At 78.1% G+C, this 1,930-nt stretch carries 2 protein-coding genes; both read right to left on the bottom strand.

What is annotated here, in order from left to right; genetic code table 11:
- Window positions 1-731, bottom strand: a 731-nt coding sequence (locus ICW40_RS18810) for a PHP domain-containing protein (protein WP_221655525.1), incomplete at its 3' end; no start/stop codon positions are given.
- A 24-nt stretch (window positions 732-755) separates the two neighbouring features.
- Window positions 756-1,930 (bottom strand): DNA polymerase Y family protein (locus tag ICW40_RS18805; RefSeq protein WP_221655524.1); only part of this gene is annotated, 1,175 nt, incomplete at its 5' end.

Raw genomic sequence — 1,930 nt, 5'->3', positions numbered from 1 at the left:
TCGTCCAGGCTCGCGCGGGCACGCACGGCCGCGAGCGCGGCGGCGAGGTCCGCGTCCGCCGGGGTCGCGTGGTGCACGGTGCCCGTGGCGACGAGCGGCAGCCCGGCACCTGCGGCGAGCTCGGCGAGCGCGTCGCAGCGCTCGGAGTCCCACGGGTCCCCCGTGTCGCTGATCTCGACGGCGACGTTGTCCCGGCCGAACAGGTCGGTCAGCCGGTCGAGCTCGGTGCGGGCGGCGGCGAGGTCCCACCGCCCGGTCGGGCCGTGCGGCTCGAGCGCCTGCCGGACGGCACCCTTGCGGCAGCCCGTGAGGACGAGCCACTGCCCGGCGGCGGCCTCGGCGAGCGCGGGCAGCCTGTGGTCGGCCATGCCCTTGGTCCCCGTCGCGAGGTGCGCCTCGGCGATCGCGCGCGAGAGCGAGCGGTAGCCGTCGGCGCCGCGCGCGAGCACGAGCAGGTGGGTGGCGCGCGGGTCGGGGGTGCCCGTGGGCTCGTCGAGCACGCCACCGGGCGTGGGCAGGTGCAGCTCGGACCCGAAGACGGTCGGCAGGCCGGCGTCTCGCGCAGCCTGCGCGAAGCGCACGACGCCGTACAGCCCGTCGTGGTCGGTGAGCGCGAGCCCGGACAGGCCCAGCCGTGCGGCCTCGTGGACGAGCTCCTCGGGCTGGCTCGCGCCGTCGAGGAAGCTGAAGGCCGAGTGGGCGTGCAGCTCGGCGTAGCGCGGCTCCGTCATCGCGGCGGCTCCGTCATCGGCGGCTCAGTCATACCGGGCCTCCACCGCCCAGACGCCGTCGCGCAGCGCGAGCAGCACCGCGTGCCCGTCGGCCATGGTCGCCTGCAGGTACACCTGCCGGCGCGGCTCGGGACCCCACCACCGCTGGACGACCGGCCACGGCCCGGCCCAGCCGGTGACCGGCGTCTCGCGCTCGGGGAGGTCGCCCTCGGCCGGCCACCACACGACCGCCGGGTCGGCGCTGACCTGCAGGCGCGCGTCCACCTGCACGCGGCGCCCGTCCGTGCCGACGAGCTGGACCACCTGCGGCTCGACGAGCACCGTCGCGGGCGCCGGGTGCGGCAGGCGGCCGGGCCACGGCGCGGTCACCGGCCGGGACGGCGGCGGCTCCTCGCCCCACGGGACGAGCCGGACCTGGTCGCGCACCTCACGCCCGCCCTGCAGGGCGGGCGCGAGCACCTTCTCGGCACCGATGAGGCCCTGGACGCGGTGCAGGGCCCGCTGCGCGCGCAGGTCCGAGCCGCTGGGGTTGCCCCACAGCCGCCCCTGCTCCGCGCCGACCGCGACGACCTCCTCGGCGCGCAGCCCGAGCCGCACGAGCCGCCCGGGCTCGGGGTCAGCCGATGCACCCGAGCGGACGCCCTGCCGGGTGAGCCACCCCTCGAGCTGCCAGCGCACGCGGTCGGTCATCCTCGCCACGGACATGCCGCCGAGCGCGGCGTCGGTGCGCCACGTCCGCACCAGCTCGTGACCGTCCTCGGTCCGGGCTGTGATCTGCAGCCGGCCGCAGCCCGCACCGAGCGCCTGGAGCTGCGCGTGCAGGTCCTCGGCGAGCCTGCGTGCCGCGAACGCGGCGGTCTCGACCCGTTCGACCGGCGGGTCCATCTCCTGCTCGACGGCGACGTCGCGCTCGAGCCGGCGCAGCGCCGTCGGGCGGTCGTCCCGTCCCGAGGCGACCGCGTGCGCCCACGCACCGAGACGGCCGAACCGGGCCAGCACGTCGTCCGCCGGCAGCCGGGCGAGGTCGCCGAGCGTGCGCAGGCCGAGCCGGCGCAGGAGGTCCACGAGGTCGGGCACCTGACCCGCCGTCTCCCCGCTCGCCACGTGCAGCAGCTCCCCGACCGCGAGCGGTGCGAGGAACCGGGCAGCGCCGCCGGGCGGCACGAGGCGGCCGGCCCGCGCCGCGAGCACCGCGGCAC

It is taken from the genome of Actinotalea ferrariae (genome assembly GCF_019733465.1).
Lineage (GTDB): Bacteria > Actinomycetota > Actinomycetes > Actinomycetales > Cellulomonadaceae > Actinotalea > Actinotalea ferrariae_A.
The sequence above is the reverse complement of the archived record's forward strand: the minus strand, read 5'-3'. Positions and strand labels throughout refer to the sequence as shown.